Raw genomic sequence first — 24,927 nt, forward strand, 5'->3', positions numbered from 1 at the left:
ACGATATAGCCGCGATGATCCTTGATGCTGGAACATCCCGCTGCCGCCACGCCGAGCGCAAGCACCGCCGCACCCTGCACTATCAGCCGCATGTTCCGCATTGTCAAACTCCGCTCTTCACTGATGCCATGTCATGCCCGTTTGCATCGGGAATGCACAGCCACTATCGCCAAGCCCAATTGGGTGTCCCTTAGGGTTCAATCGGGATAACCGCAATGCCGCCCGCACCAGCATCACCCGATGCCTGCTGGACGGCCCAGATTTAATCGCCCCTGAACGGGCACGATACCAAGGAAGCGCACGATGGGATTTTTGGGAAAGCTGTTCGGACGCAAGGCCGACGACCGCGACGTTGCCCGCCCATTGTGGCACCGTACAGTCGAAATCGCGCGCGAGAAGGAATGGTACCGCGATTGTGGGGTGGCCGACACCGTAGCCGGGCGATTCGACATGATCACGCTGATCCTTGCCATCGTGCTGATCCGCATGGAACGTGATGCCGAACTGGTAGACCCGTCGGTGCGCCTTACGGAGCTTTTCGTCGATGACATGGACGGCCAGTTGCGCGAAAGTGGCGTTGGCGATCTGGTGGTGGGCAAACGCGTGGGCAAATTGATGAGCGTGCTAGGCGGTCGACTCGGCGCCTATCGTGAAGGGTTGGCTTCGGGAGACGAAGCCGTGATGGCCGATGCGGTGGCGCGCAATGTCAGCCTGCACGATGGCACCGATCCGCTGCTGGTTGCCCGCCGCGCCCGCGCCTTCGCTGCCGGACTGGCCCTTGTGCCTGCCTATCGCGTGCTCGATGCGGAGATTGGCAAGTGAGCGCACCTGAATTCTCGCACATGGTGGACCTGCGTCAGATCGGTGATGCGCCGGTAGTATTGGTGCCTGATGAAACCGAACGCCGCCGTCTTGCCGGTCGCTTTGCCATCACAGCCATAGACTCAATGCGCGCGGAACTGTTTCTGACAGTCGATGGCCAGACGGTTGAGGCAAAAGGCAAACTCACCGCCAGTATCGTGCAAATGTGCGCCATTTCGGGCGAAGACTTCCCTGTGAAGATCAGCGAGCCGGTTGCCCTGCGCTTCGTTCCCTCCAGCGCCCACCACGCACACGACGAAGAAATCGAGATCAACGCCGACGATTGCGACGAGATCGAATACGAAGGTACCGTCTTCGATCTTGGCGAAGCCGTGGCACAAAGCCTCGCGCTTGCCATCGATCCTTTCGCCGAAGGACCGGATGCCGACAAGGCGCGTGCTGAACACAAGCTTGGCGGAGATGTCGCTTCCGGTGCATTTGCCGCCCTCTCTGCGCTAAAGAAGGACTGAAGCCTTGGCGCAACCCTCAGCGCGTGGGCGCGATCTAACCAGCGGGCCGATCCTGCGGACGCTCGTGCTGTTTTCCGCGCCGACGCTGACATCGAACATCCTCCAGTCGCTCAACGGGTCGGTCAATTCTGTCTGGGTCGGACAGATGCTGGGCGAAGGCGCGCTGGCGGCCACGGCCAACGCCAATGTGGTGATGTTCCTCGTGTTCGCCGCCGCCTTCGGCTTTGGCATGGCCGCCACGGTGAAGATCGGGCAGGCCTTTGGCGCGCGCGATGTGCTGGCGGCACGGCGCACTTTCGGTTCAGCAGTAGGGTTTTGCGTCCTGCTCTCGCTGGTAGTCGGCACACTTGGATGGGTTTTCGCGCCTCAATTGTTGACGGCAATGGCCGCGCCGGGCGAAACGTATGGCCTTGCGCTCACATACCTGCGCGTGATCTTCGTTGCCATGCCCGCATCGATGGTCACCGTCATGCTCAGCATGGGCCTGCGCGGTGGTGGCGATGCGTCAACTCCGCTCAAGTTCATGATCCTTTCGGTCGTGCTCGACATTGCGCTTAACCCGCTGCTGATCGGCGGATACGGCCCCATTCCGGCGATGGGCATTGCCGGTTCCGCTCTGGCCACCGCCATTGCGTCGTTCGTCTCGATGGCTGGCATCGTCGCCTATGTTTATGTCATGGACTTGCCGCTGCGCCTGCGTGGCAGCGAGCTGGCATGGCTCTGGCCCCGCCGTGATGAGCTTGGCTACATCATCACCAAGGGCCTGCCGATGGGCGCGCAGATGCTGGTCATCTCGGCCGGCGGCATCATCGTCATCGGCCTCGTCAACCGTGAAGGCCTGCTCGTCAGCGCCGCCTATGGAGCCGCACTGCAGCTGTGGACCTACCTGCAGATGCCCGCGATGGCGATTTCCGCTGCAGTCAGCGCCATGGCTGCGCAGGCCATCGGCGCTGGTTTGAACGAGCGGCTTGGTCGCATCACGCGCGCGGGCGTCATGCTCAACCTTGGACTGACTGGCCTGTTGTGTGCAGCGATCCTGTTGTTTGATCGCCCCGCGCTCGAACTTTTCCTCGGCGCAGACAGTCCAGCAGTGGACGAAGCCCGGCACATCCAGTTTCTCGCAAGCTGGAGCTACGTGCTGTTTGGCATAACCATGGTCCTGTTCGGCACCATGCGCGCAGGCGGCGTGGTGTGGACGCCACTGATCGTACTGGGCATTGCGATGTATCCGGTGCGGCTGGGTTTCTATTACGCCTTCTACCCCACATTGGGTGCGGACGCGCTGTGGCTGGCCTTTCCGGTCAGTTCTGCCGTCGCCGTGGCACTGTCGGTCTACGCCTATCGCCAGCCTCAATGGCGTGAAAGCGCGCGCGCAGTTCCGGCAGAGGAATGCGAGGAAGAAACCCACGCCGACGCCGATCCGGCAGGCCGCATGGCGCCCAACCTCTGATTCGAAATCAGCGGCTTTGCGCCCGCCACCGCTGAACGGTGCGTTCCACCGCGCGCTCCTCGCCGCCGCTCTTGCTCCACAATTCGTGGAATGATGGGTCATTCGACGCTGGCCGCTTCATCACGTCCAAATCGTCGAACGAGACACGCATCGGGATCGAAACGCCTTCACCCGAAATGATGCATTCGCGGTTGCGCAGCGCCGGGATCGTATCGACAAAGCCACGCGCGCCTTCAGGCATTGCGGCCTTGACGAAAGCCTGGTCGCGATCGTTGTTCAAACGCATCGAAATGATCGTGCCGCATTGCGAAAGCACGCCTTCGGCAAGGTCCGACGGCCGCTGCGTGATGAGCCCCAGCGAGACGCCGTATTTGCGCCCTTCCTTGGCAATGCGCGAAAGGATGCGGCCAACCGATGATCCGTCAGAATTCTTCTCGTTCGGCACATAGCGGTGTGCTTCTTCGCAGACCAGCAACACCGGCCGCGTCTCTTCCTCGCGCGCCCAGATTGCGTAATCGAACACAAGGCGGCTGAGCACGGCTACCACCGTTGTGGTGATTTCCGAAGGCACGCCTGAAACGTCGATAATCGAAATCGGCTTGCCATTGGCAGGAAGGCGGAAAACCTTGGATATGAACTCCGCCATCGTATCGCCCACCAACATGCCCGAAAACATGAACTGGTAGCGCGGATCGCCGCGCACTTCCTCGATCTTGGTTTTCAGACGCATGTAGGGGATCGAATTGGTCCCCTTGTCCAGCCGCCCCATCTCGTTCTGCAGGATGATCAGCAGGTCTGACAACAGATAGGGAATCGGCGAATCGACAGTGATCTTGCCAATCTGTTCAGCCAGCCGGTTCTTGCTGCGCGCGGCCAGCAAGCACTTGCCCAGAATGTCGAGGTCAAGCTGCCGATCGGCACCCTTGGTGGTGATGAACACCTCGCAGTGTTCTTCAAAGTTCATGAGCCAATAGGGCATCTGAAGGTTCGACACGTCGAGCAACTGCCCGGTTGTCTTGAATGCGCTGGAATATTCCCCGTGTGGATCGATCATCACGATGTGGCCCGAAGGGGCCATTTCACAGATGCGGTGCAAGATCAGCGCAGCAGCGGTAGATTTGCCGGTGCCAGTCGATCCCAGAAGCGCAAAATGCTTGCCCAGCAGTGCATCGACATAGATCCCGGCGCGGATGTCGCGCGTCGGAAACACCGTGCCGACCGAAATGTTGGTGCGGCCGTCGCTCGCATAGATCTGACGCAAATCGCTCGATGTGGCCGGATAGACCAGTGCCCCCGGCACTGGAAAGCGCGTCACGCCGCGCCGGAAGCCATAGATGCGCCCGGTCAGTCGCTCTTCCTCGCCTTCGCCCAGAAAGTCGATCTGCGCCACGATGCCGCCGCCCACCGAAGTATCCTGGCGTTGCGTGCGCACGCTGGCCAGCAGCCATGCATTGCCCACGCGGATCTTGATCTGGCTGCCGACCTTCCCGGAAAGCGCAATCGAAGGGTCACCGTCTTCGGCACATTCTTCCAACCGCGTCAGATCAAGCGCGATGGCCGAACTGGACCCGGCAATCTCAACCACGTAGCCAATTGGCTTGGCAGCGTTTTCCGAAACTTGCGGTTCAGTCGGTACAGCAAATGGTGCCCGCGCTTCGACCTGCAGGCCTCCTGCGTTTTCCCGCGCCACAAACTCCTGCATCCTCATTTCGGACATCACGCGAAAACCTCATGGCCGGACATGGCATAAAGGCAATCGCTACTGCGTGAGGGTTAAGATCGGCTAAATTTTGGGTAGGCCACCGAACACATGGAACAATGGAAAAGCCACCGATTGCGCAGCAATTCCCGCATTCCATGATCAATCAGATGAGGGCAAACAACCGGCCCGCAACCCATCCCATTGCTACAGAGACCAATACGGCAAACAAGCCATAGAGCCAGCCGTTGCGATCCGCCGCCACTGCGACAAAGCGTTCGAAACCCTGCTTGCTGACCTCGACCCTTGTGATGGCCGATGTCACCACTTTGCCGTCACGGATGGCAAAGGTTTCGGCAGTGTAAGTGCCGGTCTGCACACTGGAAGGCAGGCTGATCCGCGCCTGATACAGCACTTGCCCGCTGATTTTCACGCTGCCCTCTTCCTCGCGGTAGAGGCCTTGCCCACGCATCAGGTCAACCAGCCCGGCAGAAAAGCGCTTCTGCTCCTTGGGATCGATCACCCCGATGGGGGAAAGCTGGAGCCATTTGAGGCCCAGTTCATAAATCGCCGCCGTCTTGTCATCCACGATCTTGGCAATTGGGCGTGACGAGGCGACCGCAAAATAACTGGGGGCCGAACGGAATTCGAGCGAATCCGCATTGATCCAAATGCCCGCCAGCTTCTGCTTCTCGCGCAGCACAATGGATTGGACCGGACCTTCAAGCACGACGACAATATCGTATTCCTGCGCAGCGCGGCTGCCTTCGGGGCTGAGAATCGCGCCGAACAGGAGCAGGTCAGCGCCGGTAAAGCCCTGCCGCACCTGAATTTCGTGCTGCGAGATTTCCGGCACAAGAATGGGGTCACGCGCGCCCAGCAGGATCATGCACAACAGCAGTGCCAGAAACCGGAAGCGGCCATCCGCCATCATAGGGGGACCACAGTATAAATTTCGTCGGGCCGATACCCAAGGCGCAGCGCCATTTGCATCGCCACCACCAGCACAATAACGGCCAGGATCAGGCGCAAGTGTTCAGGCTTGGCCTTTTGCGCAAACTGCGCGCCCACTTGCGCCCCTGTCACCGATCCGATCAGCAGCATCACCGCCAGCACGATATCCACCGCGCGCGTGGTCAGTGCGTGCATCATCGTCGTCGCCATCGTCACAAACAGGATCTGGAACAAGGACGTGCCGACGACGACATTCACCCCCATGCCAAGGATATAGAGCAGCGCAGGCACAAGGATGAAGCCGCCGCCGATGCCCATCAGCATGGTCAGAATGCCGGTCAACACACCCAGCAGCAGCGGGGCGAGCGGCGAGATGTAGAGCCCTGAACGATAGAACCGCCACCGCAGCGGCAGGCTTGCCACCAGCGGATGATGCCGCCGCTTGCGCGCGGGCTGCGGCAGGCCGGATTTCTGCGCCCGCAACGTGGTGATGCTTTCATGCGCCATCAGCCCGCCGATGCCGCCCAGCATCAGCACATAAAGAATGTTGATCACCGTATCGATCTGGCCAAGCGATTGCAGCAGCCGGAACAGCAACGAACCAAGGCCCGTGCCGATCACCCCGCCCGCCACCAGCACTGCACCGATGTGATAATCGATCCCGCCGCGCCGCGCGTGGGCAAAAGCACCCGAAACGCTGGCTCCGGTCACCTGGCTGGCAGCCGATGCCGCAGCCACCGTAGGCGGCACTCCGTAGAAGATCAGCAAAGGCGTGGTCAGGAATCCGCCACCAACACCGAACATGCCTGAAAGCAGCCCCGTCAGCGCGCCGAGGCCGATGATGACCAGTCCGTTGACGGAAAGATTTGCGATCGGCAGGTAAACGTCCATTGCCCTTGGACGCTAGGCTGACCGCGGCCTGCCAGCAACCCCGCACGGCTGCTTTTACGGCAAAAAGCTGTGTCGTGCTCTTGCCTAGAACGAAGACGCCACAGTCAGCGCCGGGCCGCTGCCGGGCCGCGCGCTTCCAGCCACGCGAAAGCGCCAGTCCAACGCAATGCGCGCGGGTGTTGCATCGCCAAGATCAAGCCGCACTGAGGCGCGAGGGCCAACGTCAAACCGCACAGCCCCCTCCTGCCCGCCGGACCAGATGCCTGCGCCAATGCGCAAGTCACGGTTTTGTCCGCCAACTCCCGGCGGTGCGCGATCGATCATCACTTGTGCATCATAAAACGCTGTTGCCCCGCGCCCTCCGGCATATCCTCCCTGCGCATAGGCCTCCACTCGCAATCCCAGCGGCAATTCCTGCGGCGGCAGTTCGGTGATGACCGTCGCCACCGGTCGCACTTGCATCGGCCCGGTCCTGGTATCCTGCAAGCGCGCCTCGGCCAGAACACGCAACGGCAGGCGGGCCAAAGGGCGGAACCCGAAGCCCAGTGCCAGTTCCTTGTCCCTGCCCGGTGCGCTGATCGCCAGCGATGTCCGCAGATAGCCATAGCTCTCATGCACATCCCCACGCCCCAGTCGGTACCGCACCACCGCACCGGCTTGGCTCGCACCGTATGACGCCGCGCCCGGTGCCTGCGCCGCCGCGCCACTGCCTGCCCGCAGCAGCAGCCAATTGTCCCCGCTCCAGCGCGGATCGTCCTTGACCAGCGCGGGGCCGGGCGGGGAGACTTTCGCGGGCTTCGCCGCCTGCTCTGGCACATCTGGCTCACGACGACGCGGTGGCACGGCAAACGCTGGATTGGTTGAGTGCAGCAGGCTGGCAAGCAAAAACGGCGGTGCAAGCTGCCCAGACGCCACCCTCACATCACCCACCCGGTCGTTGGCTTTCACCCGACCGTTGGTGATGATGCGCTGCCTCACCGGCCACACCATGCCCTCCCGCACCATGGCCCTTGCAATGACCAGCGCGCCTTGATTCTGCGTCTCCATAGCCGCCGGCAGAACCGGCAGCGGCCTTTCCGCGCCCTCCCTCATCACCATGCGCACGCCAGTCCATACCGCCAGCACCAGACATAAGGCGATCAAGGGTTGCCCACGCCGGTTTAAGCCGATGCGGTGCATCATGCGGCGGACGGCAACGCCGCACCCGAATGGTCTTCACCTCCGCAGGCCGTCACCACATGGACCCGATGAACCGTATGCTCCCACCGCAGCCTCTGCCCTGAAAGCACGCGCACATAGGCCACCAGCGCGCGCTGCGTAGCCATGATCGCGATGACATTGCCCACCGGAAAGCGCACGAGGGCGCGCGCGCCCTCGGTCCACCCGTATTCCCGCCCGGAATGCATCGCCCGCATCGCCAGCCGCCAGAGCAGACTGGCAAGGTTGAACACGAGAAGGCCGCGCAGCAGGGGGCTGGACGGCACCCGCTCCACCAGTCCCGCCGCTTCCAGCACCAGCATCATCGGCCACAGCAGCAACATCAGGTAGGCCACGGTCAGAACCAGCGCCACCAACGGCCCGCGCCTGTCCCGCAACCGCATCCACAGGTCGCCGGGTCCCACACGCCAGCCCAGCCGGTCCCAGCCCTGAAAGGCAATCCCGTGAATCCACCGCGTCTTCTGCCGCACCGACGCGGCGATGGTGGCAGGAAAGAACTCCCGCGTGGCAATCAGCCCACCGCTTTCGTCCCGCACCCGCAGGAACGTGGAGCGCCCGCCCGTCTGGTTCACCAGCAGCCCGCATTCGTAGTCCTCGGTCAGGCAGTCTGCCGCAAAGGGGTCAACGCTGCCCCGCTGTGCGATGATCCGGTCAATCGCCCGGCGGGAGAATGCGCACCCCACTCCCGCCGCTGGCAGCGCTGCGCCGATCCGGTCACGCACCACCATGTCGCGCGCGTGCGCCTCGGCAAATTCATCGCAGTAATGCCCCGCCACCCAGCGCGAGGCCGCCTGCGGTTCTGGCCGCACCGGCAGTTGCACGAAGTCCACCCGGTCCAGTTCCCGGTCCATCAGCGTCAGCGCCGATGGATGCACCATGTCCTCCGCATCATGCAGAATCAGCGCCCGGACCTGCTGCCTGCTGCGCCGCTCGTCCTCACAAATCGCGCGATAGAGCCGGTTGAGGCAATCAGCCTTGGTCGTCGGCCCGTCGCAATCGTGCAGCACCACGCGCAGCCGGTGATCGCCCCCGGATGCGACCAACGCCGCCAGCGTCGCCTCATCATTTCGATAACAGCCAACATAGATGCGCAAGTTGCGCTGCGGCCAGGACTGGAACGAATGGCGCACCATATCCCCGATCACGCCCGCTTCCTGCCACGCGGGCACCAGCACCGCCGCCATACCGCGCAATTCCGCCTGTGCCGGGGCAAGCAGCCGCTCCGTCCTCAGCCCACCGCTGAACCGCAACCGGAGCCAGGCCAGATCGACCAGCATTTCATCAAGTGCGAACACCGCAAACCATATCGCTGCAAACAGCAACAGTTCGTGTTCAGCGGCGGCAAGCCACTGCAACACTGAAATGCATGGTCCGGTAATCGGTGGACATGCCAGCAACACCCTGACCCCGTTTGACGCACCCGACCGCGCTGGGCACCGCAGAATGCTATGCCTGCTCAGCAGGATTCAGGAACCAAGGGATGATTCGAAAATGGCAGGATTGCCAGGAACCAAGGGAACTTGGCACCGCCTTAGCCACAATGAAGCCGCAGAAAGGCAACGCCAAATCTGCTGAATGATCGACAAATGCGATCAAACTCAGTGCAACAATGTGTGAAACCATTCACTGATTCTGGCGTATAAGCGGCGAATTCCAACCGTCCACACAAAGGGGAAACATCATGCCCGGCGACAACGCAAAGAAGGCTCTGATCGACAGCCTCAACGGCCTGCTGGCCGATTACTTCACGCTCTATCTCAAGACCAAGAATTTCCACTGGCACGTCGCTGGTCCGCAGTTCCACGATCTGCACCTGCTGTTCGATACGCACGCGACCGAACTGTTCGCGCTGACCGACGTGATCGCTGAACGCGTGCGCAAAAACGGTGGCAGCACGCTCACCAGCATCGGCGCCATCGCAGGCAAATCCTCGATCAAGGACGACGATCGCGCCAAAGTTGACGCGATAGACATGGTCAAGACTCTGCGTGACGACAACGCTGCGCTGGTCAAGGTGATCCGCGCGGTCAAGGCCGCAGCCACCGAAGCGGGCGACAATGCCACCGAAGGCCTCGCCGACGACTGGACCGACCAAGCCGAACAGCGCGCCTGGTTCCTCACCCAGATCGCTGCCTGATAACGTCTGCCCACCAACCCCGCTCGTCCTGAGCCTGTCGAAGGACGCTGGCACAACGCCAGCCAACCACCCTTCGACAAGCTCAGGGTGAGCGGGGTGGGGTCTATTCAATAAAGCAGAATGCCTCAGAACGTCCCGCTCGTCCCGATGCCGATGCCGCCGGGACGGGCGTCGAACCCCCCGGCGCGCAGTGCGTCTGCCGTTTCCTGCGGCAAACCGGACAGCGTCAGGTCCGCCTGCCAACGCCCGTCTCCGGCAATGCGCAGCGTCATCTGCTCCATGCCCTGCGCCCCGCGCAACGGCACCAGCAGCGCGCCCTTGTCGCACCGCGCCTTGCCCGAAAGCGTGATCGGCCCCGGCAACAGTGGCCCCGGCGATGCCAGCGTGAGGCTCAGCGTGCCCTCTGCCGAAACGCACTGCCCGCCATCCATCGCCACAGAAAAATCGCCAAAGCCCAGCGATGTCACCGGCAACTGCCCCAGTCCGTCAGGCAAGCCAATCGTCCCGCTGGCATGGGAAAGGCCGCGCGCCGAAGCCTTGGCCGCAAACCCTTCGCGCGAAACGGCAAACTGCGTGCGTCCGATCAACAGCGGCAAAGGCTCAAGCCCCGCCTCCACCGTGCCAATCGGCAGCGGCCCGACGTTCAGGTCGGCAATCCGCCCGTCCCAGACCGAACCTTCCACACTGCGCGCCGTCACATTTTCCGGCATCGCCATGCCCAGTACCAACCGCAACGGCAGCAGCACGATCAGCGCCAGCAAGGCCAATCCCGCCAGCGCCAGCCAACCGCGCCGGGTCATCCCCGCCTCGCGCACGAAAATCCAGCGCCCGATCATGCGCCTGCCCGCCGCAGCGTGACGTTTACCGAAACCGTGCCATCGGGCGCGGGCGTCACCGTCAATTGTTCCACCGCCAGCCCTTGCGCCGACAGCCCATCAAGCCACGCCAGCGCGGCCGATGCCCGCGCCGTGGGGATCACCATGGCCACCATGTCGCTGCCCTGCTTCTGGCTCGATTGAACAACGAAGCCTGCTTCCTGCGCGCTCGCCTGCGCCACCTGTTCCGCCGGTCCGGCCAGCGCTGCCGCACGCGGAGCAGGCGCACGCTTCAAGGCCTCAAGCCCCGCCACAATCCGCCCGGCGCGCTCAGTCGCCTCACGGTGGCGAACCGCCGCATCGTCCAGCGCCGCGCCCAGCGGCAGGATCAGGCCATAGACCAGCAGCATCAGCGCGGTCAGCCCGCCTGCCACGCCCACCAGCCAGCGCTCACGCCCGGTCAGGCCGATGAACCATGCAGAAGCCCGGCCCATCATGGCGCCCTCACCGTAATGGCCGCCACCGTCGCTCCCGTAGGATCAGGGGCCAGCGATGGTGGCACGGTCACTTTCCAACCCTGATTTTGCAGCGCAATCAGCACCGCGTTCACATCTTCGGCACGCGGTGCCGCAGCCGTAAAGCGCAGCGTCCCATCCGCGCCATAACCCAGATCGCGCAGCTTCACCCCCGGCACAGCGCGCATCACATCCAGCAGCGCGGCAGCGGGCGCGGCAAAGCTCGCCCCGCCCTCACCCCGGCGCGCCAGTTCGGCGTTCAGCAAACGCTCGGCAGAATCCAGATCGGTCGCCGCCGGAAAACGCTGCTGCGCCAGCTCCAGCGCGCGGCTCTCTTCGGCAGAACTGTCCATGTTCCACTTCACCACCCACACCAGCATCAGCAGCAGCGCCAGCAAAGCCGCCACCGCCGCCATGCGCGCAAGGCCCAGCCAATCCGCCGTGCGAAACACCGAAACCCGGCGCGGCGCATACTGCGCTTGCCGCAGGTTGATTGGCGGCGCGGCGTGGATTTCCGCCAGTCGGGCCAGCAGATCATCGCCCGTCAGCGCCGATTGCTCCAACCCTTCGGCAAGGACTGACACCAGCCCCGGCTCAGCCACGAAGGCCGCCTCCGCCGTGCGCGCCACCAATTCCCCACCAAGATCGGCCAGCATCAGGCCCCGCTCAGGGCGTGGCAACACCAAAGCGGCGGGCACCAATGCTTGGGGATCGATCCCCTGCCCCGCCAGCATCGCCAGCCAGCGATCCATCACCGCTGGAGCCACCCGGCACGCCACCAAGCGCCCGTCATGCGCGCCAACCGCTACATGCTGCCCCGCTTCAAGCCCGCCTTGCGCCAGCCCCAGCCGCTCTGCCGCAAGGGCCTGCGCCACCGGCATATCGGGCAACGGCTTATCGATCACCGGCGCATCCGCTGCCGGCACCAGCACCGTCACTGCCCCAGCCGCGCCACAAGGCGCGCTTTCGGCTTGCGCATCAAAGGCCATTTCACGGCCAAGCCCGCTCTCACCCACACGCCACCAGCGCCACGGCGCATCCGCCTGTGCAGGCAGCAGGACGATCAGGCCGTCAGGAACAGACGCGGCAGCAGCCATCGCTCGTCAGTTCTGCCCGGCGTAGATGTCAGCGTTCAGATCGGTCCCGCCCGGTTGCCCATCGGCCCCCAGCGAGAAGATTTCGAACGGCTTCCCGTCACGCCCCGGCGCCTGATACTGATAGGCATGGCCCCACGGGTCGGTCGGAATGTCCTTCACATAGCCGCCCGAACGATAGTTCTGCGGCATGGAAAGATTGGCAGGCGGCGTCTTCAGCGCATTCAGCCCTTCGCCGAGCCCCGGATAGCTCGCCATGTCCAGCCGGTACATTTCCATGCCCTGTTCCAGCGTGGCAATGTCACTGCGCGCCTTCACCACCATCGCCTTGTCCTGGCTTGGCAGCACGTTGATCAGCACCACGGTCGCCAGCAAGCCGATGATGAAGATCACCACCATCAGTTCAACAAGGCTGAAGCCGTTGCGGCGGCGCTTGTCCTCGGTTTCGGGAGTTTCAGGTGCGATTTGGTCAGTCATGGTCAAAGTCCGGTAAGGTTCTGAAGCTGCAGGATCGGCAGCAGGATGGCCAGAATGATGAGCGCCACAGCCGTGCCCATCACCACGATGATTGCAGGTTCCAGCAGCGCCATCATCGCCGCGGTAAAGGCTTCGAACTCGCGCTCAAGGTAATCGGCAGCGCGCTCCAGCATGGTACCAAGCTGCCCAGCCGCCTCGCCACTTGCCGCCAGATAAACCAGCAGCGGCGGAAACGTCCCCGCCTCACGCAGCGCGGTGGAAAGCGATCCGCCCGCGCGCACCTTCTCGGAAATACCCGCCAGCGATTGCGCCTGCATCGCATTGGAAACGGTGCGCGTCGCCAGCCGAAGCCCATCGACAAGCGGCAACCGGGCCTCGATCATCGTGGCCAAGGTGCGCGCCAGAGACGCTGCATGAACATCGCGAATCAGCTTGCCAATGAACGGAATACGCAGCAGCCCGCCATCAAAGCGCAGCTTGAACGCCGGTTGGCGCAGGGCGCGGACAAAGCCCAGAACACCCAGCGCCATCAGCAGCAACAACGCCCACCACCACGCACTCAAAAACTGCGAAATCGCGATCACCACCCGCGTCAGCATCGGCAATTGCCGCGCTGCATTGTCAAATTGCTCCACCACACGCGGCACGACCGAGATCATCAGCCCGGTCACCACGGCAATCGCCACCAGCGACAGCACGATGGGATAGGCCAGCGCCGCAATGATCTTGCCACGCACTTGTGCCTGTTTTTCCAGCATATCGGCCAGACGGTCGGCAATCTGGGGCAGGCTGCCTGAATTCTCGCCCGCGGCAATCATCGCACGATAGATCGGCGGAAAGCTCGGCTCTTCGCGCCGCATCGCCTCGGCCAAGGGCAGGCCCTCGGTGATCCCGGCGTGGACGTTGCTCAAAATGCCCTGCGCCTTGGGCTTTTCGGTCTGCCGCGAAATCGTGCGCAGCGTTTCTTCCAGCGGGCTGACCACCATCAGCGATGATAGCTGCCGCGTGAACAGCGCCAGTTGCTTGGCCGAAAGCTTGGTGGCGAACCAGGCGATGCCGCTGGTGCTGGTGGCCGCGCGCCGGGCCGATGTGGCTGCGTCGGCGCTGATCGTCACCACAAACCATTCGCGCGCGGTCAGCTTGTCCCGCGCCGCAGCCTCGCTCGCCGCCTCGATCGCGCCGCGCCGTTCCGCCCCTTTGGGATCAATCGCGTGATAGGCAAAGCGGGCCATCAGCCGTCCCGCCGCATGATGCGCGCGGCCTCTTCCGGGCTGGTCACGCCATCGCGCACCATGCGTCGCACAGCCTTGGCCAGCGTGGGCGAATCCGCAAAGGCGTGGCGCGCAATCGCCGCTTCATCGGCATTGTCGTGGATCATCTGGCGGATCACATCATCCACCCGCAGCGCCTCGAACACACCGACGCGGCCCTGATAACCGGTCTGCGCGCACTCGCCGCAACCCTTGGCGGTCCAGACCATGCGCAGCTTCTTCATGCCCAGCACTTCGGCCATGCCGGGATCGATCTCGCGTTCCTCACGGCAGTGCGGGCACAGCCGCCGCACCAGCCGCTGCGCAATCACCGCGCGCAGGGTGGATGCCAGCAGGAACGGCTCCACCCCCATATCGCGCATCCGCGTAATCGCGCCCGCCGCATCGTTGGTGTGGACGGTGGACAGCACCAGATGCCCGGTCAGCGATGCCTGCACCGCAATGTCCGCCGTCTCCCGATCGCGGATTTCACCGACCATCACCACATCGGGATCCTGCCGCAAAATCGCCCGCAGACCGGCGGCAAAGGTCAGCCCGACCTTGGAATTGACCTGCGTTTGCCCCACGCCATCCACAGCGTATTCCACAGGGTCTTCCACAGTCAGGATATTGCGCGCGCCATCGTTCAGACCACGAAGGGCGGCATAGAGGGTCGTCGTCTTGCCCGAACCGGTTGGCCCGGTGACCAGTACGATGCCGTTGGGTTCAGCCACCGCACGGCGCAACGTGTCCTCGGCCTTGGGATCGAGGCCCAGCTGGACGAGGTCGATCCCGGCGTTTTCCTTATCAAGCAGGCGCATCACCACCCGCTCACCCGCACGGTTGGGCAGAGTGGAGACGCGGACGTCGACCAGTTTTCCGCCCAAACTCAAAGAGATGCGCCCATCCTGCGGCACGCGCCGTTCCGCAATATCGAGCCGCGCCATCACCTTGATTCGACTTACCAGAACGGGCGCGACATGCGGCGGCATTCGCAGTTTCTCGGTCAACACACCATCAACGCGCATCCGCACCACCAGCGCGGTTTCATACGGCTCGATGTGGATATCCGACACGCCCTGGCGGAGGCTTTCTGCGATCAGTCCGTTGATCAGACGGATGGCGGGAGCATCGTCGGCGCTGTCCAACAGGTCTTCGGCAGACGGGAGGCCGAGGGCGAGTGGGTCCAGCCCATCGCCTGCGATGCCCATGTCACCGGCCACTGCGGCAGCGGCACCGTCGACCGCGTAAACCTCTGACAAGAGGCGCTCAAAGTCGGCTTGGTGCACTTTATGTGCGTTTAGGTGCAGTTCAGAAACACGCCGCAATTCGAGCAAAGCGAGCGGATCACCACCCTCGCGCAGGGCCACCACCATCTCGGTGTCGGTCACGCTTTCCACCAGCACACCCCGGTCCCGCGCAAAGGCATAGGGTACGAAAAGGGGGGGCACGTGCGGTGCCGCCGGTTCCGCCACCTCCACGGTCAGCCCTTCAATGTCCTGCGCGTCATCCACCGGATCAGTCCCGCGCGCTGCTCGGCGGAAGTTCAGACTGCTCCAGCGGCGCAGGCGTTGCACGCGGGCGGATCAGCGTATCGCCGGGAGCCACTACCGCCACTTGTGCAGAAGGCGCGGCGGGGAGAGTCGCGCCCATGTAGTCGACGATAAGTTCGTCGATGCTCGGTTCGCGCTTCGGCTCGAAGTTCAACTGCGCCTCACGCACCGTGCCATAGCGGCGCGCGGCGAGGTTCTGACGGTCAGCCGCATTGCGCAGGATCGTGGGGCGGATGAACACCATCAGGTTCGTCTTCACCCGGCTGCGCGCGCGGGATTTGAACACTTCGCCGATGATCGGAATATCGCCAAGGAACGGCACTTTCTGCAAGGTGCGCTGCTCGTTATCATCCAACAACCCACCCAGTGCCACGATCTCGCGGTCCCCCACGGTCACGGTCGTCTTGATCTCGCGCTTGTTGATGATCAGTTCGTTCGAAGTGCGCGAAACCGTGCCCGCGATCGAGCTGACTTCCTGCCGCAGGTCCAGCCGGATCAGATTGCCTGCGTTGATCTGCGGCGTCACGTCCAGTTCGATGCCCACGTTCTGCCGCTGGATCGTGCGGAAGCGGTCATTGAAATTGCCTTGCGAAAGCGCTTCCCCGGTGGAGATCGGCACTTCCTGCCCGAACAGAATCGAGGCCGGGACATTGTTGTTGGTGGTGATGTGCGGGGTGGACAGGATGTTGGAATCCCGGTCCGTCTGCACCGCAGTAATCAGTGCGCCAAGATAGGTGTTGTTGCCCAGATCGGTCAGGAACCCGGTATATCCGCCGCGCGCTGAACTGATCGAATTGACCGCATTCTGGCGCAGCAGATCGCCGGTGGCACTGTTGGTTGACGTGGTAACCGTCTCACCATTGATCAGCGTCGTCGTCTGGTCGAAATTGTCTGCCAGCAACCCGCCCGCAATATCGATGATGTTGGGCGACGAGTTGGAGAAATTGGTGACGGTGAATGGCTTGTTCTCCCCACCGAACAGCAGCTGGACGCCCAGTTCGCGCGCCACATTGTTGGAAATTTCAACGATGATCGCTTCGACCAGCACCTGCTGCTGCGGGATATCAAGCTGGTGGATCAATTCGGAAATACGGCGCTGATCGTCAGCGGGCGCAGCGATGATGATTGCATTTGCGCCCGGATAGCGGGTGATCGTGGCCGTGCCGCGCCCATTGGCCAGCTTGATCGGACCGCTGCCCAGCCCGCCTGCCGTCGCCCCGATAGGGCTGGTCGCCGTGCCGCCGGTGGCTGCCGCCTGACCGGTCGAGCCTTGCGTTCCGGCGGTCGACGTGCCGCTGCCGCCCACTCCGCCCAGCGAAATGGGTGAGGCGCTGGCCGAGGCGACTTCGCCGCCGCCCTGCCCGCCGACCAGACGTTCGAGCACCGGAACAAGCGCCGCCGAATCCGCATGATCGAGCCACACGACCTTGATTTCGCCGCCCGTTGCCGCCTTTGCATCAAGCTGGCGCGCCATCGCAGCCATCTTGGCCAGCGTGGCAGGTTCACCGCGCATGAGCACGGCATTGGCGCTGTCCACCGCAACCACGGTGGCGAGCGAACGCCCGCCCTCACCACCAGCGGGCACCAGTTGCGTCAGTGCCGTGGCGATTTCACGCGCGCCAGCGTGATCGAGCATCACGGTCTGCGTGGCGGCATTGTCACGGTCAATATCGGCCAGCAGCGCGCGGATGCGGCGCATGTTGTCAGCATAATCCACCACTACCAGCGAATTGCCGGATTTGTTGGCGGTGATCGCGCCTTCCTTGCTGACCAAGGGGCGCAGCGTTTCCACGGCCTGCACAGCGTCTACCGCGCGCAGACGGATCACTTCGGTGACCATCTGGCTTTGCATCGCGCCACGGCTGCCGATGCGGCTGGGATTGCTGGCAGCCCCATCGGCAGGCTGAATGCGGAAAGCGCCGTTGCCGGTAGGCACCGCCACTAGACCATTGGCGCGCAAAGTGGAGAGAAACACTTCGAAGTATTCCGAACGGCTGAGCGCACGATCCGACACGACGCTAACCTTGGTCTGCACGCGGCTGTCGACGATGAACGTACGCCCGGTGACTTCGGCAGCATCGGCCACGAAAGCGCGGATATCGGCTTCGCGCACGTTGAGCGTGTATTGTGCCCACGCGGCCTGCGGCACGGCCAGAGCGAGGGCGGCAGCTCCGAGGAGCATCTTCGGAGCGAGAAGCTTGCGCAGGTTCATGGTGCCAATGTTATAGCAAGAGGAAGCTGGCGATCACCGCGTTTTACAGTGACCGAAATCGAAGCGCCGGGGCGCAGGGCGGCAGATAGCGTGGCGGCATCCGGTGCGCCGGTGACGGGTTTGCCATCAATCGCCTGGATCACATCGCCCGGTTCGAACCCGGCGGCGCGGAAGGTGCTGCCATCGCCGGAAGAGAGGACTTCAAGGCCGATCACGCGCCCAGCTTCGGCGCGCGGGCCGAAGTTCACGCCCGAGCGCAAGGCATCAACGCTGATGGCTCCGCCGGTGGAACCAGTGCCGGGTGGCGGGGCCACGGGATTGGCGGCAACCACCTTGTCCGCATCGGGCGCGGCCCCGGACTGGTCGATATAGAGCAGTTCGTTCGCCCCATTGCGCGACAGTTCAACGTGATCGAAGGCGACAGCGGCTAGTGTGACGCCGGGCTGCACTTCGGCTCCCACCCGGTAAACCTGCTGCACCCCATCACCGCCTGCAATGATCGCAGTGCCACCGCCGCCCGGTGTGGCGCGCGTGGCGAAGAGAGTGAGCGCGAGCGAGGTGACCGCGCCTGACGATTCAGCCTGTGCGGCAGGGGCATCGCGGTTGAACGGATCGACGCTGGCGAAAATCGCGGCACGCGCCGTTGGGGCCATCATGCGCACGCCCTGCGGCTTCCAGTTGCCCAGCGGTGAGACCGGTGTGACCAGCGCCCAGAGGAGGGCAGCGCCAAGCAGAGCGATGACCACGGCCAGAACCCACCACAGCACCGCGTGCAGTGATGGCAAACCGGAAATGCTTCCCGGCCTTGGCAGCGTGATTCCCCCGAATCTCAAACGCGTTTTCCCTTCCGAAGGCGCAGGCATAGACGCATGGGACCGATTCACAAACGCCTGCCGCCTATCGACCCTTCATGTTGCCCAAGCAGTGAATTGCTACGGTGGTGTGACAAGATGGTGGCAATCCCGACAAGCTGCGCAGGACGTGCATGACAAGCCGTGGCCAATAGGCCAGACTCCCCACCATGCTATCTTTCCTGCCCGGTCCGGTTCATCGCGTGGCACTGCGCACCGCGCAAGCCTTGCGCCTTTGGTTCTGGCGACTGACGAAGCGCAAGGTGCGTGGATGCAACGTGATTGCCGCCAATGCCGATGGCCACGTTTTGCTGGTGCGGCACAGTTATCACGCGCGCGATATGTGGATGTTGCCGGGCGGAGGTTTGGGCCGCGATGAAAGCCCGACCATCACGGCGGCACGCGAATTGCGTGAGGAGACAGGATGCGTTCTGCGCGAAGCGGTGCATCTTGGTACAGTGACCATTGCCCGCAACGGTTGGACCAATCTGATCGAGCTGGTGAGTGGACAGGCCGAGGGCGTGCCCACGCCGGATGGGCGCGAGATTGAGGAAGCGCGCTTCTTTGCGCCCGATGCCTTGCCTGAGAAGACCAGTCGCCCCGTGCGCGAAATGATCGTGAAGTGGCATCAGAACGGCAATTCGGCCTGAAGCACCGGGGCAGTGACAGCCTCTTCGTCCTCGTCCGGCTCCTCTCCTTCCAAGGCTGAAAGCGTGAGGCCCATCAGGCGGATCGGCTTGGGCAGCGGCAATTGCGCATTGAGCAATTCGCGTGACAGCGCAGTGAATTCCGCCCGGTCTGCAATCGCGCGCGGTAGCGATCTGGCGCGCGTGCAGGGGGTGAAGTCGTTGTATTTCATCTTGAGCGTAACCGTGCGGCCCTTTGCGCCACTGCGTTCAATCCGCTCCCATGCGATGTCGATGATGTGTTCCAGCGTTTCGCGCAGTGCGCTGCCTGAGGAGATATCGCGCTCGAACGTCCGCTCACTGCCCACCGATTTGCGCGGCCGATCAGCCTTCACCTGCCGCAGATCAATGCCGCGCACCGCGCGATAGAGATAGTCGGCAAGGCTTCCGAAGTTTGCGCGCAGGAAGGCAAGGTCTTTTGCCCGGATGTCCGCCCCTGTTTCTATCCCCAGCTTGGCCATCTTTTCGGCACCGCGCGGGCCGATGCCGTGGAATCGGCGGACGGGAAGCGCGGCGACAAAGGCGGTGCCTTCACCAGGGCGGATCACGCATAGGCCATCAGGCTTGTTCTGGTCGCTGGCGATCTTGGCAAGGAACTTGTTGTACGACACGCCTGCACTGGCGGTAAGGCCGGTCTCTGCGCGGATGCGCTGGCGGATCAGTTCGGCGATGCGCGTGGCCGACCCGATTCCGCGAACATCGTCAGTCACATCAAGGTAGGCTTCGTCGAGCGAGAGCGGTTCGACGTGGGGCGTAAAGTGCAGGAACACAGCACGGATCTGCTGCGAGACTGCCCTGTAGACATCGAAGCGCGGCCTGCGGAAGATCAGGTTCGGGCAAAGCTGCACCGCGCGGGTTGAGGGCATCGCGGAGCGCACGCCGAACTTGCGCGCTTCGTAGCTGGCAGCGGCAACCACCCCTCGCCCGGACGAGCCGCCGACCGCCACGGGCAGCCCACGCAAGGACGGATCATCGCGCTGCTCCACGCTGGCAAAGAACGCATCCATATCGACATGGATGATCTTGCGGATGCCCGTGGCCGTGCGATCAGGTTCGATTGAGGCAACAGTCGAGGCGGCGGGCGATTCCATCGCGTCCACGTTACGCCCTTTTGCGATGCAACATAAAGGGTAGGAATCGCTGGCAATCTGGGCCACTAGATCGTTATGCCTTCAAACGATTATCCGACCCGCCAGCGAACGATGGGCGAGCGTGAGACCATCGCCATGATGGCTCTGGTGATGGCGCTGCAGGCGCTGGCCGTGGATGCGATGCTGCCAGCCCTGGGCTTTATGGCAGGCGATCTTGGCGTTTCCGATCCTAACCGGCGGCAACTGGTGATCGGCGCATTCATGCTGGCTTCGGGCTTTGCCTCGCTGTTCCCCGGATCTTTGGCGGACCGCTACGGGCGGCGACCGGTGCTGCTGTCATGCATCGGTATTTACGTTGTGTTCTCGATTGGTTGCGCGCTGGTTACCTCATTCGACGCACTGCTGGTGATGCGTGTTTTGCAGGCTATGGGTTGTGGCGGGCTTGCCGTGCTGCCTGGCGCGATCATTCGTGACCGGTTTTCGGGCGATCAGATGGCCAAGCAGATGTCGATCATCGCCGTGGTGTTTCTGGTGGTGCCAATGCTTGCGCCGAGCATCGGGCAGGTTGTGCTGCTGTTTGCCGGGTGGCGCTGGATCTTCGTGTTCCTGGCCGCCATGGGGTTGGTGATGGCGGCGTGGGTGTTCATGCGCCTGCCCGAGACGCTGCACCCTGAATATCGCCAACCAATCAGGCCGATGGCCATTGCGGTGAACATGGCCGGCGCGGCGACCAACCGTTCTGCCATCGGTTATGTTCTGGGCGGCGCGGTGACGTTCGGGGCGCTGATCGGCTATATCAATTGTTCGCAGCAGCTGGTGGCCGAGCACTTTGGCGCGGGCGCGACGTTTCCGTTACTGTTCGGCCTTTCGGCGCTGATGATGGCCGCGGCGAACTTTTCAAATTCGCGCATCGTCGAGCGGTTTGGCGCAAGGCGCGTGTCTCATACAGCGGTGCTGTTGTTCATCGTTGTGAGCGCAGCGCAGTTGTGGTTTGCCAATCTGGCCGAACAATCACTGTGGCAGTTCATGCCGCTGATGATCCTGAATATGATCCTGATCGGCTTCATCGGCGCGAACTTCAATTCGATCGCCTTGCAACCTTTTGCCAGCACGGCAGGGTCGGCCAATTCGATGCACGCGTTCCTGCGCATGGTGATCGGATCGGCTATCGGGATCGTGGTGGGGCAGGCTTATAATGATTCCGCCCGCCCACTGGCAGTCGCGCTGCTGGTTTGCGGCGTGCTCAGCCTCGTGCTCGTGCTCTACCGCGAGAAGGGCAAGCTGTTTCGCCGCATCCACCCGCCGGGGACGCCGCGCCCGATTGTGCTGGAGCATTGATGCAGCAGGGCGTCAGGCCCGCAGGGTAACCACTTCGTTGCCGGGCGCTGCTGCAATGGCTGCAAGCGCAGCCTCTGCCGGTTCGGGCCGACCGAAGTGATAGCCCTGCATCAGCCGGATGCCGAGCGCGCGGGCGGTTTCGGCCTGTGCTTCGTCCTCAACGCCCTCAATCGTGCAATCGATGCCCAGTTGCCAAGACAGCGAGATGATCGTGCCGACAAGGGTGCGCGCGCCCGGATCGCTGACCAGTGCGCGGGACAATTCCTGATCGATCTTGATCATGTCGAGCGGCAGGCGATGGACCTGGCTGAGGCTGGACCAGCCCGCACCGAAATCATCGAGTGCGATGCGGAAACCCTTGGCGCGGAAGGTCTGTAGCTGGGCCTCGGCACGACGCGGATCAGCGATCAGCGCGCGTTCGGTCACTTCCAGGATGATCGCATTGGGCGGAGCGCCCGCTTCCTCGGCCAGCCGTGCGAGCGCGTCGGCAGTACCTGCGCGCATTACATCGCGCGGGGCGAGATTGATCGAAAGCGTACGCCCGTATTCCCATGCGCGGCATTCACGCAGGGCGCGGGTCATGACCATACGGGTCAGTTCACCCGTGCGGCCGGTTGCTTCGGCCAGCGCCATGAATTGGCCGGGGGCAAGCCAGCGTTCGCCATCAGGGCTCCAGCGGACGAAAGCTTCGAATCCAGTCACGCCGCCCGTCTCGCCATCGATGATCGGCTGGTAAAGCAGGCGCAGACGATCTGCGAGATCGCTGTCATTGAACAGGCGGGTGATGGCGGCGCGAGCCTGAAGTTCAGCTTCGTCTTCCGGGCTGAACACGATCACCGCGCCGTCTGACTGCTCCTTGGCCTTGTAGAGCGCGGCGTCAGCACGTTCGAGGCAGTCGCTCGCACTGCGACCATCCATACGATGCACGCCAACAGAGCCGGACAAACGCAGAACCGCGCCGGCATGGAGCACCGGCGCGCGCAGCGATTCGGACAGTTCGGTAGCAAGCGACCTGACCCCATCCTCATCAAGATCGGGATCGAAGATGGCGGCAAACTCATCTCCGCCAAGCCTCCCGAAACTTCGTATTCGTGCAAACGTGGCAAGGCGATGGGCGACGGCGGCGAGCACTGTATCGCCTGCCGCGTGGCCATAAGTATCGTTAATATGCTTGAAGCCATCGAGATCGATCAGCGCCAGCCACGCCTTGCTTGTGGTATCTTCGGGTTCTGTGCTGGTTCTGGCCAGTTCCTGCTCAAGCCGCGCCAGAATCGCCCGCCGATTGAGCGCGCCGGTCAGCGGATCGATCGTGGCTTGCAAAAGGTTCTCTTCGGCCAGTTGCGCGGCTTCCCGCTCACGCCGGACAAGCTGCTGACGGGAGAGTTCGAGCCGCACAAAATCGCGGTGATGGCTGTTGGCAATCAGCAGCAGGATCGTCGTCACCACAACCTGCACCAGCATGACCAGCACCGCATTGGGGTGGCCGATGAACAGGATCTGCCCGGTGGTGGGAATGGTGATCGCAATCGCAATGCGCAGCGCAGTGAGCGGCGAGTGACCCAGCCCGAGGATGCCGGAAAACAGTGTGACGGCGATGATGTAGTGTATGAACGACTGTTCGGCCGCGTCCCCGAAAGGATAAAGCACCATGCCCCACAGCGCGAACATGAACCCGGAAATGGCACCGAGCCAGCTCATCATGCGCAAGTCGCGGCGCAGGATCGCAATCGAACGCGCCGCAACCGCTCTTGGACGCCAGTAGATCGCCCGCCATATGGCAAAGCCCCCCAGCACCAACGGCCCGAAAAGGGTCAACCACAAGGGCACTTCGCTGCGGAAGCGCAAAGCCACCAGCAGCGCATTGAATGCCACGACCATGTAAAGCAGCGGAAGCCGATGCGCGAGGCTGTGAGCGTAGGCCAGCGTAAAGCTGTCGCCCTCGTGCTGCCCCCATCGGCCACCGGCGCGTATCAGCCGTGACCATCCGCTGCGTAGCGCGGAAATGCAGGTGAAATGTCGCGACCGGGGCTTCATCGGTGCGGATGATTACGGAAGGACAGTTAACAGGGCGTAAGGGGTAATGCAGAAACTGCGCCGAATGCGAGCAGACTGCCCTTGACTTCGCGATTTAGGCCGAAAGGGAGTCTACCAGCGCCTTGACCTTTTTCTGACGCCATTGCGGCAAGGGCGCGACCAGCCAGTAACCGCGGCGTGAAACCTGTGGTTCCCCATGGGTCACGACCCGGCCCGAAGCGATAGCTTTCTGTGCGAGTTGCAACGGTACATGCGCGCGACCGAGCCCAGCCCGCGCCGCACTGATCGCAGTGCCAGCATCACCGACCGAGAACCCGACATCGCCGCCACCGGGGGCGGGATCACCAGGCCAGCCGATCCATGGGCAATCAGGCGCAGCATCGGGTGCCGCAATGGTGACCATCAGCGGCTGCCCAAGCGCCATCCCTTCAAGATCGCCCGGCCCTTCGGCCCAGCGCACTGCGAGATCAAGGTTGGCTTCAGTAAAATCGATATCGGCATCGCCGCCAACCAGCGAGAAGCGCATCTGCGGATTGCCCGCACGGAATTCGGCAAGGCGCGGCGATAGCCATGCAGCGAAGAAATCCCGTGGGCAAGCAATGGTATAGACATGGCTGGACTGCCCGGCCTGTATCGCCTGCACGCCTTCTTCAAAGCGCAGGAAACCTTCGCGAATGGCATCGAGCCCAGCAATCGCCTCGTCCGTCAGTTCCAGCCCCTTGGAGGTGCGGCGGAACAGGACGACGCCGAGCAGGTCTTCCAAGGCGCGAATCTGCTGACCTACCGCCGCCGGAGTGACCGCCAGTTCATCGGCAGCACGCGTGAACGACAGATGCCGTGCCGCAGCATCAAGAACGCGCAGGCCGTTCAGCGGGAGGTGGGTCCGTTTCATGATGAAACGTCGTTAGTTTGCCGGAGCGGGCGCAGCCAGCGGAAAAAACGGGATAGCGACATCGAAGAGCGATCCATCGGCGCGCTGCATGGTATAGTGCCCTTCCATGCTGCCGTTGTGCGTGCCCAACGGACAGCCCGAAACGTAATCGTGGCTTTGCCCCGGTTGGAGGACGGGTTGTTCACCGACCACACCATCGCCATCAACAAAATTGACCATTCCGCGCCCATCAGTGATCCGCCAGTGTCGCGAAAGTAGCTGAACGGGCTGCACAGAGTCGTTCTCGATACGGATGTGATAGACCCAGAACCACTTGCCGGCTTCCACCCGCGACTGTTCGGGCAGAAAGCTAACGGCGACTCGCACCGTGACCCCTTCGGTCATCGCGGCGTGCTGGAAAAGCTGCTTCATGCCGCCTAAACTATCGCAGAATGGCCAT

The 24,927-nt window shown here is 63.0% G+C and carries 23 protein-coding genes; 6 read left to right on the forward strand and 17 right to left on the reverse strand.

Annotation, left to right across the window (positions count from 1 at the left end; translation table 11 throughout):
* Nucleotides 1-303 precede the first annotated feature (303 nt).
* From B7X90_RS06045 to B7X90_RS06055, 3 genes are read left to right on the forward strand one after another with little or no spacing between them, the layout of a single operon-like run.
* Nucleotides 304-822, forward strand: coding sequence for a ubiquinol-cytochrome C chaperone family protein (locus tag B7X90_RS06045; RefSeq protein WP_292622639.1), 519 nt, complete (start codon nucleotides 304-306; stop codon nucleotides 820-822).
* On the forward strand, nucleotides 819-1,331 hold the full coding sequence (locus tag B7X90_RS06050; RefSeq protein WP_292622640.1) for a DUF177 domain-containing protein: 513 nt from the start codon (nucleotides 819-821) through the stop codon (nucleotides 1,329-1,331). The genes B7X90_RS06045 and B7X90_RS06050 overlap by 4 nt, the downstream gene beginning before the upstream one ends.
* A gap of 4 nt (nucleotides 1,332-1,335) precedes the next feature.
* On the forward strand, nucleotides 1,336-2,781 hold the full coding sequence (locus B7X90_RS06055) for an MATE family efflux transporter (RefSeq protein ID WP_292622643.1): 1,446 nt from the start codon (nucleotides 1,336-1,338) through the stop codon (nucleotides 2,779-2,781).
* Between the two features lie 7 nt (nucleotides 2,782-2,788).
* Here the strand turns inward: B7X90_RS06055 and B7X90_RS06060 are convergent, their stop codons facing one another.
* The 5 genes from B7X90_RS06060 to B7X90_RS06080 form a co-directional block, all read right to left on the reverse strand.
* The gene (locus B7X90_RS06060) at nucleotides 2,789-4,498 is read right to left on the reverse strand and encodes a DUF87 domain-containing protein (RefSeq protein WP_292622645.1); all 1,710 of its coding nucleotides are present in this window, start codon (nucleotides 4,496-4,498) and stop codon (nucleotides 2,789-2,791) included.
* A gap of 148 nt (nucleotides 4,499-4,646) precedes the next feature.
* Nucleotides 4,647-5,414: a TIGR02186 family protein gene (locus tag B7X90_RS06065; protein ID WP_292622647.1), complete on the reverse strand. Its 768-nt coding sequence runs from the start codon at nucleotides 5,412-5,414 to the stop codon at nucleotides 4,647-4,649.
* Entirely contained in the window at nucleotides 5,411-6,325 is a 915-nt protein-coding gene (locus B7X90_RS06070) for a sulfite exporter TauE/SafE family protein (protein WP_292622650.1), read from the reverse strand. The genes B7X90_RS06065 and B7X90_RS06070 overlap by 4 nt, the downstream gene beginning before the upstream one ends.
* 84 nt (nucleotides 6,326-6,409) lie before the next feature.
* On the reverse strand, nucleotides 6,410-7,468 hold the full coding sequence (locus B7X90_RS06075) for a hypothetical protein (protein WP_292622653.1): 1,059 nt from the start codon (nucleotides 7,466-7,468) through the stop codon (nucleotides 6,410-6,412).
* A 35-nt stretch (nucleotides 7,469-7,503) separates the two neighbouring features.
* Entirely contained in the window at nucleotides 7,504-8,901 is a 1,398-nt protein-coding gene (locus B7X90_RS06080; protein WP_366409669.1) for a glycosyl transferase family protein, read from the reverse strand.
* A 323-nt stretch (nucleotides 8,902-9,224) separates the two neighbouring features.
* On the opposite strand from B7X90_RS06080, the gene B7X90_RS06085 reads away from it, so the two are divergent.
* A complete protein-coding gene (locus tag B7X90_RS06085; RefSeq protein ID WP_292622655.1) occupies nucleotides 9,225-9,680 on the forward strand; it encodes a DNA starvation/stationary phase protection protein in 456 nt (151 codons plus the stop codon).
* 125 nt (nucleotides 9,681-9,805) lie between these two features.
* On the opposite strand, the gene gspN is transcribed toward B7X90_RS06085, so the two are convergent.
* The 8 genes from gspN to B7X90_RS06125 are packed head-to-tail and all read right to left on the reverse strand — an operon-like array spanning nucleotide 9,806 to nucleotide 18,429.
* The gene (gene gspN, locus B7X90_RS06090) at nucleotides 9,806-10,516 is read right to left on the reverse strand and encodes a type II secretion system protein N (RefSeq protein ID WP_292622657.1); all 711 of its coding nucleotides are present in this window, start codon (nucleotides 10,514-10,516) and stop codon (nucleotides 9,806-9,808) included.
* A complete protein-coding gene (gene gspM, locus B7X90_RS06095) occupies nucleotides 10,513-10,989 on the reverse strand; it encodes a type II secretion system protein GspM (protein WP_292622659.1) in 477 nt (158 codons plus the stop codon). Before gspM ends, gspN begins: the two co-directional genes overlap by 4 nt.
* The gene (gene gspL / locus B7X90_RS06100) at nucleotides 10,989-12,107 is read right to left on the reverse strand and encodes a type II secretion system protein GspL (protein ID WP_292622660.1); all 1,119 of its coding nucleotides are present in this window, start codon (nucleotides 12,105-12,107) and stop codon (nucleotides 10,989-10,991) included. Before gspL ends, gspM begins: the two co-directional genes overlap by 1 nt.
* Nucleotides 12,108-12,113: 6 nt before the next feature.
* On the reverse strand, nucleotides 12,114-12,581 hold the full coding sequence (gene gspG / locus B7X90_RS06105; protein ID WP_292622661.1) for a type II secretion system major pseudopilin GspG: 468 nt from the start codon (nucleotides 12,579-12,581) through the stop codon (nucleotides 12,114-12,116).
* A 2-nt stretch (nucleotides 12,582-12,583) separates the two neighbouring features.
* Entirely contained in the window at nucleotides 12,584-13,813 is a 1,230-nt protein-coding gene (gene gspF, locus B7X90_RS06110) for a type II secretion system inner membrane protein GspF (RefSeq protein ID WP_292622663.1), read from the reverse strand.
* Nucleotides 13,813-15,312: a type II secretion system ATPase GspE gene (gspE, locus tag B7X90_RS06115; RefSeq protein WP_292622698.1), complete on the reverse strand. Its 1,500-nt coding sequence runs from the start codon at nucleotides 15,310-15,312 to the stop codon at nucleotides 13,813-13,815. Before gspE ends, gspF begins: the two co-directional genes overlap by 1 nt.
* Nucleotides 15,313-15,349: 37 nt before the next feature.
* On the reverse strand, nucleotides 15,350-17,596 hold the full coding sequence (gene gspD, locus B7X90_RS06120; protein ID WP_292622666.1) for a type II secretion system secretin GspD: 2,247 nt from the start codon (nucleotides 17,594-17,596) through the stop codon (nucleotides 15,350-15,352).
* Nucleotides 17,593-18,429 (reverse strand): type II secretion system protein N, encoded by an 837-nt coding sequence (locus B7X90_RS06125; protein ID WP_292622667.1) that lies wholly within the window; start codon nucleotides 18,427-18,429, stop codon nucleotides 17,593-17,595. The genes gspD and B7X90_RS06125 overlap by 4 nt, the downstream gene beginning before the upstream one ends.
* 188 nt (nucleotides 18,430-18,617) lie before the next feature.
* Here B7X90_RS06125 and B7X90_RS06130 point away from each other — a divergent pair, with 188 nt between their 5' ends.
* Complete coding sequence (locus tag B7X90_RS06130; protein WP_292622668.1) at nucleotides 18,618-19,097, forward strand: NUDIX domain-containing protein; 480 nt, start codon at nucleotides 18,618-18,620, stop codon at nucleotides 19,095-19,097.
* Here B7X90_RS06130 and dinB read toward each other — a convergent pair.
* Nucleotides 19,076-20,224, reverse strand: coding sequence for a DNA polymerase IV (gene dinB, locus B7X90_RS06135; RefSeq protein ID WP_292622700.1), 1,149 nt, complete (start codon nucleotides 20,222-20,224; stop codon nucleotides 19,076-19,078). The genes B7X90_RS06130 and dinB overlap by 22 nt on opposite strands.
* Nucleotides 20,225-20,299: 75 nt before the next feature.
* Here dinB and B7X90_RS06140 point away from each other — a divergent pair, with 75 nt between their 5' ends.
* A complete protein-coding gene (locus tag B7X90_RS06140; protein ID WP_292622669.1) occupies nucleotides 20,300-21,562 on the forward strand; it encodes a multidrug effflux MFS transporter in 1,263 nt (420 codons plus the stop codon).
* Between the two features lie 12 nt (nucleotides 21,563-21,574).
* On the opposite strand, the gene B7X90_RS06145 is transcribed toward B7X90_RS06140, so the two are convergent.
* The 3 genes from B7X90_RS06145 to apaG all read right to left on the reverse strand — a co-directional run bounded on the left by B7X90_RS06145 (nucleotide 21,575) and on the right by apaG (nucleotide 24,899).
* Nucleotides 21,575-23,596, reverse strand: a complete 2,022-nt coding sequence (locus tag B7X90_RS06145; RefSeq protein WP_292622670.1) for an EAL domain-containing protein — start codon at nucleotides 23,594-23,596, stop codon at nucleotides 21,575-21,577.
* A 94-nt stretch (nucleotides 23,597-23,690) separates the two neighbouring features.
* On the reverse strand, nucleotides 23,691-24,488 hold the full coding sequence (locus B7X90_RS06150) for a LysR family transcriptional regulator (protein ID WP_292622671.1): 798 nt from the start codon (nucleotides 24,486-24,488) through the stop codon (nucleotides 23,691-23,693).
* Between the two features lie 12 nt (nucleotides 24,489-24,500).
* Nucleotides 24,501-24,899 (reverse strand): Co2+/Mg2+ efflux protein ApaG, encoded by a 399-nt coding sequence (gene apaG, locus B7X90_RS06155; protein ID WP_292622672.1) that lies wholly within the window; start codon nucleotides 24,897-24,899, stop codon nucleotides 24,501-24,503.
* Nucleotides 24,900-24,927 lie beyond the last annotated feature (28 nt).

Origin of the sequence: Novosphingobium sp. 17-62-19 (assembly GCF_002256775.1) — a bacterium.
Taxonomy (GTDB): domain Bacteria; phylum Pseudomonadota; class Alphaproteobacteria; order Sphingomonadales; family Sphingomonadaceae; genus Novosphingobium.

What these genes read in the sequence shown, in the direction of transcription:
- B7X90_RS06145 (WP_292622670.1), bottom strand. Translation starts at nt 23,596, where the DNA reads ATGAAGCCCCGGTCGCGACATTTCACCTGCATTTCCGCGCTACGCAGC.
- apaG (WP_292622672.1), bottom strand. Translation starts at nt 24,899, where the DNA reads ATGAAGCAGCTTTTCCAGCACGCCGCGATGACCGAAGGGGTCACGGTG.
- B7X90_RS06060 (WP_292622645.1), bottom strand. Translation starts at nt 4,498, where the DNA reads ATGTCCGAAATGAGGATGCAGGAGTTTGTGGCGCGGGAAAACGCAGGA.
- B7X90_RS06045 (WP_292622639.1), top strand. Translation starts at nt 304, where the DNA reads ATGGGATTTTTGGGAAAGCTGTTCGGACGCAAGGCCGACGACCGCGAC.
- gspD (WP_292622666.1), bottom strand. Translation starts at nt 17,596, where the DNA reads ATGAACCTGCGCAAGCTTCTCGCTCCGAAGATGCTCCTCGGAGCTGCC.
- B7X90_RS06150 (WP_292622671.1), bottom strand. Translation starts at nt 24,488, where the DNA reads ATGAAACGGACCCACCTCCCGCTGAACGGCCTGCGCGTTCTTGATGCT.
- gspM (WP_292622659.1), bottom strand. Translation starts at nt 10,989, where the DNA reads ATGGGCCGGGCTTCTGCATGGTTCATCGGCCTGACCGGGCGTGAGCGC.
- gspN (WP_292622657.1), bottom strand. Translation starts at nt 10,516, where the DNA reads ATGATCGGGCGCTGGATTTTCGTGCGCGAGGCGGGGATGACCCGGCGC.
- B7X90_RS06140 (WP_292622669.1), top strand. Translation starts at nt 20,300, where the DNA reads ATGCCTTCAAACGATTATCCGACCCGCCAGCGAACGATGGGCGAGCGT.
- dinB (WP_292622700.1), bottom strand. Translation starts at nt 20,224, where the DNA reads ATGGAATCGCCCGCCGCCTCGACTGTTGCCTCAATCGAACCTGATCGC.
- gspG (WP_292622661.1), bottom strand. Translation starts at nt 12,581, where the DNA reads ATGACTGACCAAATCGCACCTGAAACTCCCGAAACCGAGGACAAGCGC.
- B7X90_RS06130 (WP_292622668.1), top strand. Translation starts at nt 18,618, where the DNA reads ATGCTATCTTTCCTGCCCGGTCCGGTTCATCGCGTGGCACTGCGCACC.
- B7X90_RS06085 (WP_292622655.1), top strand. Translation starts at nt 9,225, where the DNA reads ATGCCCGGCGACAACGCAAAGAAGGCTCTGATCGACAGCCTCAACGGC.
- gspF (WP_292622663.1), bottom strand. Translation starts at nt 13,813, where the DNA reads ATGGCCCGCTTTGCCTATCACGCGATTGATCCCAAAGGGGCGGAACGG.
- B7X90_RS06065 (WP_292622647.1), bottom strand. Translation starts at nt 5,414, where the DNA reads ATGATGGCGGATGGCCGCTTCCGGTTTCTGGCACTGCTGTTGTGCATG.
- gspL (WP_292622660.1), bottom strand. Translation starts at nt 12,107, where the DNA reads ATGGCTGCTGCCGCGTCTGTTCCTGACGGCCTGATCGTCCTGCTGCCT.
- B7X90_RS06070 (WP_292622650.1), bottom strand. Translation starts at nt 6,325, where the DNA reads ATGGACGTTTACCTGCCGATCGCAAATCTTTCCGTCAACGGACTGGTC.